Consider the following 6,804-nt stretch of genomic DNA (forward strand, 5'->3'; position numbering starts at 1 on the left):
TATTCCACTATCGTATTGGCTTAATCAGGGGTAGTAAGCCCTGTAATATAAAAGATTGGCATTATTGTACGGGAAATAAATTTTTTTCGTCAGCGATTGGGGAAACTTTTCTTAAAATAATATTGTGAATTTATTCAGTAAAATTACAGAAATTCAAAAAAATCATCTTACAATAGCCTTAATAAATACAAACTTGGATAAGAAATGGCGAGTGGCTTACTTTTATTACTAGATGATATAGCAACAATTTTAGATGATGTTGCTTTAATGAGCAAAATGGCAGCCAAGAAAACTGCTGGAGTTTTAGGTGACGATTTGGCCTTAAATGCTCAGCAAGTAACAGGTGTGCGTGCAGATCGTGAACTACCTATTGTTTGGAAGGTGGCCAAAGGTTCATTTGTTAATAAGCTTATTTTAGTTCCTTTAGCATTGTTAATTAGTGTGATTGCACCTTGGCTTATTAATCCGCTATTAATGCTCGGAGGCTTATTTTTATGTTATGAGGGAGTAGAGAAAGTTCTTCATACAATTATGCATAAAAAAGCTTCTACATCAGAGGAAGCAAAAGCAGAGCTTGAAACTGAAGAATTAGACTTAGCAACTTTTGAAAAAGAAAAAATAAAAGGAGCAGTAAGAACTGATTTTATTTTATCGGCTGAGATCGTGGTGATTACGCTCGGTACAGTTGCTACGGCTACTTTAATGACCAAAGTAAGCGTTTTAAGTGTTATTGCAGTTGTAATGACGATTGGCGTTTATGGCCTAGTTGGTATGATTGTTAAGATTGATGATTTGGGATTATATTTAACAGAACAGTCGACCTCATTTAAACAAACTATAGGTCGAGGCCTATTAGCTTTTGCTCCTATTTTGATGAAATTACTTTCAATCGTGGGCACTATTGCAATGTTTTTAGTGGGTGGCGGGATTATTAATCATACGATTCCATTGCTTCATCACTTAACTGAAGACACAGTGGATCATGTGGAAACAATACCAGCAGTGGGTAACATCATTGGTGCTTTAACACCAACATTGATTAACTTTGGAATAGGACTTGTTGCAGGTGCAATTGTTCTATTAATTGTGAGCTTAATACAAAAAATGTGGCCTAAAAAAGCATCGGGTTCATGATGCCATTCTAAAAAGAAGAGGGAAATTATGCGCTGGAAAGGTCGACGAATTAGTAGCAATGTTGAGGACCGTCGAGGTGGTGGCGGTGTTAGAGCAGGCGGTATCAGTATTATTGGTTTGGTTGTTGCATTTGTCGCGTGGAAGTTCTTTGGTGTTGACCCACAGCAGGCTTATCAAGCAACGCAGCAAGTTACTGCTTCACAACAATCAAATGCAACTGCGCCAGAAAGTTTAACGGCCGAGCAAAAAGAAGCCTCGGATTTTGTTGGAACGGTTTTGGCTGATACGGAAGATACTTGGACTCCTATATTTAAACAGTTAGGTAAAAGCTATACGCCACCTAAATTAGTTTTGTTTAGTGGAATAGCTCAATCAGGATGTGGTACTGCCCAATCTGCGATGGGGCCATTTTATTGTCCTGCAGACCAAAAGGTTTATATCGATACAGAATTCTTTAAAGATATGCGTCAGCAAATGGGAATTTCTGGTGAGCAGAACCAAACTGAACTTTCTAGGGAAGATCAGGCTGGCGATTTCGCACAAGCTTATGTGGTTGCACATGAAGTAGGGCACCATGTTCAAACCTTGCTTGGTATTTCATCGCAAGTCCAGCAAGCTCGTGCACAAGTCAGTCAAAGAGAAGGTAACCAATTATCTGTTCGTCAAGAATTACAAGCTGACTGTTTAGCGGGTATTTGGGCGAGTCATAATCAACAGCGAACTCAATTTTTAGAGCAAGGTGACATTGAGGAAGCGATGGATGCTGCTCAAAAAATTGGAGATGATTATTTACAGAAGCGTTCTACGGGGCAGGTCGTTCCAGATAGCTTTACTCATGGTAGTAGTGAACAGCGAATGCATTGGTTTCAGGTTGGTTTAAAAACTGGTGATATTAATCAATGTGATACTTTTAATAATCCAGTTTAAAATTTTATAGGATGAGTCTTGTTAAACATAATTTAATAAGCTCATCTTTTTTAGATCATAACTATAAATAATGTTAAGAAATTTAACAGATTGATAGATTGTTCAATCAATTCGGTAAACTTGTGTCCTAATTTCTGTTTTTTATGATTATGGCATTGTTTATGTCAGCTTTTTATTAAGTTTGGTCGATCTAGCAAAGTTGTTTATTTGGTCGTTGACCCAGAAGAAGGGTATTCATGGGTAATTTTTTTCTATTACAAGCGTTTACAGTGGTTTTTGCACTATCAATTGCAACCACGATCTTTAATAAGCGTATTTTAGGCTTTCCACAGGCGATTGGTGTTCCTCTGGTCTCAGCAATTTTTGTCTTTATTCTACAGTGGGGTGCCAGCTTACTAAACGGTAACCAGTTTATTACCATTAACATTCATAATATTGAAGAAGCAGTACGACATATCGATTTTTATGATTTTTTAATTAATGGTGTTATTTGTTTTATTCTAACTTCTTCTGCACTCAAATTTAAAATTTCAGATCTAAAAAGTTATTGGAAACAAATTAGTATTTTAGCAACAATTGCCTTAGTACTTTGCGCCGTATTATTTGGCAGTTTACTTTACGGATTCCAATTACTGGTTGGATATCATGTGCCAATTCTGGTGCTATTACTTTTAGGTGCGGCTTTAGGGGCAACAGACCCAATTGGTATTAAAGGTGTGCTTAGTTCAATTAGAGCACCACATCATTTAATTGTTAAGCTAGAAGGTGAATCATTATTTAATGATGCAATGTGTATTGCATTGTTTATGACTTTACTTAATGTTTTACAGGGTGAACATTTTTCATTAGTAGCGACATTAGAAGCTCTACTTTATGAAATTGTTGTCGCCGTCGGGATTGGTTGGGCATTTGGGGTAGGGGTGTTGCGTCTATTACGTGGTAAACACGAAATGGAGTCCCTGATTTTAACAACAGCTTTACTTGCAAGTGGAGCATATTTGGTTGCTTTGTTTGCACATGCATCAGCACCGATTGCTTGTGTAATTGGCGGTTTAATTGTTGGGAACAAATGGAAAGAAATACGAGAAGAGCGAGAGATTCAAGAAGTTAATCATTTCTGGCATACAGTAGAAGGAATTATTAACTCATTCTTATTTACTTTAATTGGCTTAGAGTTATTTATCCTTGATTTAAACTTTAGCTTGATTTTAGGCGGTATTGTTGCGTTCTTTATTCTTCATATTTCTCGCTTTGCTGCTAATTTTATGGCTTTTGCCTTTTTTCCGAATATGCGGAAAATGAAAAGTTACAACGGTAGTTTGACCATTCTCTCTTGGGGTGGGGTACGAGGAGGAATTTCACTTGCATTGATTTTAGCAGTAGCCAATATCCCCGCCTTAAGTCCCTATAGTAGTATCCTGATTGGTTATACATTTATTAGTGTACTGTTATCAGGTATTGTGTGCGGCCTAGGCTTACCAGCTGTGATGAATGCTTTTTATTACAATCCCAATGAAGAAACTGAAGGCTTAAAAGGTTTCTATCAAAGATTGTGCCATAAGATGAATAGAAGAGGTTTTCAGTATATTGTTGGAGAGGATGCGCTGGGTAGAGAAACAATCACCGTTTTTAATCCAGATATTCTTGTAGACCAAAAAACTGAGGATGGAATTGCAACAATGCATGACCCGAATAAGTTACAAGAAGTAAAAAGATTTGAGAGTCCTGATAATTTCTAAATATAAACAGTTTTAAATTTTATAAGATATTTAAAAATGAGGTTTTAGTGTAATAGTAAAATATTGCCTAGAGCCTTTTTTTCTATATATATCATTAATAATATATTTTATTTTATTAAGATATTAATAATTGTTATATGAATATTTTAATTAAATGATTTTTCAACAAATGGTAAATAGAAAAATAATAAATTTGTTTTATATATAAAACGTTTAACGTGATTTTTCATTAAATTAACATAAGAAAAACTTAACGAAGACTTATATATAATTTCTATTAATTAAAATTTTTTCTTTAGGTACTTTAGTATTTGTTTTTTTTATTTTAAAGTGTTTAATGTAAAAATGATCACATTACTTAATGTTTTTAAGTTGTAGGTCAAAAACTTAGAAAGATTAAGTAAAAAGAATTATACATAAAATCATTTAAATCAATAATATAAAAGGAATATAGATATGCCTGAAATACAAATTATTGCTAAGGACAATCATAAAACCTTAGCAACAACAGAGGGAACTTCTGCAAAACTTTCAGAAGCATCGGTCGTATTGGTAAAAGTAGCTGCCAGTGATGTGTTGGTAGTAAATAGGGAGGGTACCAATGCAGTTATTCGGCTAAAAAATGGCCAAACCATTGTTATTGAAGACTTCTTTAGTGGGACAGCTGAGCCTAAAGATAACAGCCTGGTTTTTCAAGATGAAAATGGACAGTTGATTTGGGCAAAATTCAAAGATGCTGAAAATGATGCGGACGCCGATGCTGATGCTGACGCTGATGCTGACAGTGATGTGGAACCACAAGCACTGGTAGCTGAGGATTTACCTGCTGCTTTACCGGCAGAAGCACCACAAGAGTTGGTATCTGACGTTATTTACCAGCCTATTTCCTCAATAGAACCATTACTTTATCACGATGCAGGTGTAAACCCATGGTTGTGGGCAGCTATTCCTTTAGTTGCGGGCGGTATTATCGCTGCAGCATCGAATAGTGATAATGATGATGACTCAACACCTGCTGACACCACTCCACCAAATACAGATGGAGTCACTTTCTCGGTTGATCCTGTTACTTCAGATAACGTAATTAATGCATCAGAAGCAGCTGGTAATGTCACGATTACTGGTGTTCTGAAAAACATTCCAGCAGATGCGGCCAATACGGCCGTTACAGTTGTTATTAATGGGGTAACTTATAATGCAACTGTAGATAAAACAGCAGGTACATGGACAGTAAGCGTACCTGGTAGTGGTTTAACAGCTGATGTAGATAAAACCATTGATGCTACTGTAACGTTTACAGATGCGTCAGGTAATAGCAGTACTGTTAAAGATACTCAAACTTATACGATTGATACGGCTGCACCTAATACAGATGAGGTTGATTTTTCGGTTGATTCTGTAACAGCTGACAATGTGATTAATGCATCAGAAGCGGCTGGTGATGTCACTATTACAGGTGTTTTGAAAAATATTCCGTCAGATGCAACCAATACTGTAGTAACAGTTGTTGTGAATGGGGTGACTTATACTGCAACTGTAGATAGTGCAGCAGGAACATGGACAGTAAATGTGCCTGGCAGTGGCTTGGAGGCTGATGCAGATAAAACCATTGATGCTACTGTAACATTTACAGATGCAGCAGGTAATAGCAGTACTGTCAACGATACACAAACATACACACTTGATACTTCAGTACCAACGGTTGCACTTGAAGATGTATCTACAAATGATAACACTCCTGCATTAACAGGTACTGTAAGTGACCCAACAGCGACTGTTGTAGTTACTATTGATGGTGTTGATTATCCTGCAGTAAATAACGGTGACGGCACCTGGACGCTTGCAGACAATACACTGCCAATACTCACCGATGGACCACACACTGTTACCGTGACTGCAACTGATGCAGCAGGTAATAAAGGTACTGATACAGGTGTTGTGACTGTTGACACAGCTGCACCAAATACAGCTGGTGTCAACTTTGCAGTTGATTCTGTTACTTCTGATAATGTAATTAATGCATCAGAAGCGGCTGGTGATGTCACTATTACAGGTGTTTTGAAAAATATTCCGTCAGATGCAACCAATACTGTAGTAACAGTTGTTGTGAATGGGGTGACTTATACTGCAACTGTAGATAGTGCAGCAGGAACATGGACAGTAAATGTGCCTGGCAGTGGCTTGGAGGCTGATGCAGATAAAACCATTGATGCTACTGTAACATTTACAGATGCAGCAGGTAATAGCAGTACTGTCAACGATACACAAACATACACACTTGATACTTCAGTACCAACGGTTGCACTTGAAGATGTATCTACAAATGATAACACTCCTGCATTAACAGGTACTGTAAGTGACCCAACAGCGACTGTTGTAGTTACTATTGATGGTGTTGATTATCCTGCAGTAAATAACGGTGACGGCACCTGGACGCTTGCAGACAATACACTGCCAATACTCACCGATGGACCACACACTGTTACCGTGACTGCAACTGATGCAGCAGGTAATAAAGGTACTGATACAGGTGTTGTGACTGTTGACACAGCTGCACCAAATACAGCTGGTGTCAACTTTGCAGTTGATTCTGTTACTTCTGATAATGTAATTAATGCATCAGAAGCGTCAGGCAATGTCACTGTTACAGGTGTATTGAAAAATGTTCCGGCAGATGCAGCAAATACAGTAGTCACTGTTGTGATCAATGGCCAGACGTATACTGCGACTGTAGATAGTGCAGCAGGTACATGGACAGTAAGTGTACCTGGCAGCGGTTTGGTTGCTGATACAGATAAAACGATTGATGCTAAAGTAACCTTCACTGATGCAGCAGGTAATAGCAGCACAGTTAACGATACACAAACTTATACACTGGATACAGCTGCTCCAGCAGCACCAGTGATTGACCCGGTTAACGGGACAGACCCAATTACAGGTACGGCAGAACCTGGTTCAACAGTAACAGTAACTTATCCGGACGGTAGTACAGCAAGTGTTGTAG

Annotated in this window: 4 protein-coding genes; all 4 read left to right on the plus strand. The window is 37.8% G+C overall.

Annotation, left to right across the window (positions count from 1 at the left end):
- Window positions 1-204: 204 nt before the first annotated feature.
- A complete protein-coding gene (locus JGE69_RS15260) occupies window positions 205-1,134 on the plus strand; it encodes a DUF808 domain-containing protein (RefSeq protein ID WP_005072929.1) in 930 nt (309 codons plus the stop codon).
- A 27-nt stretch (window positions 1,135-1,161) separates the two neighbouring features.
- The gene (locus JGE69_RS15265; RefSeq protein ID WP_005064570.1) at window positions 1,162-2,061 is read left to right on the plus strand and encodes a neutral zinc metallopeptidase; all 900 of its coding nucleotides are present in this window, start codon (window positions 1,162-1,164) and stop codon (window positions 2,059-2,061) included.
- A gap of 236 nt (window positions 2,062-2,297) precedes the next feature.
- The gene (locus JGE69_RS15270) at window positions 2,298-3,800 is read left to right on the plus strand and encodes a cation:proton antiporter (protein ID WP_057075047.1); all 1,503 of its coding nucleotides are present in this window, start codon (window positions 2,298-2,300) and stop codon (window positions 3,798-3,800) included.
- Between the two features lie 456 nt (window positions 3,801-4,256).
- Window positions 4,257-6,804, plus strand: a 2,548-nt coding sequence (locus JGE69_RS15275) for an Ig-like domain-containing protein (protein WP_203250351.1), incomplete at its 3' end; no start/stop codon positions are given.

The organism is Acinetobacter sp. C13 (assembly GCF_016809775.1).
Lineage (GTDB): Bacteria > Pseudomonadota > Gammaproteobacteria > Pseudomonadales > Moraxellaceae > Acinetobacter > Acinetobacter pittii.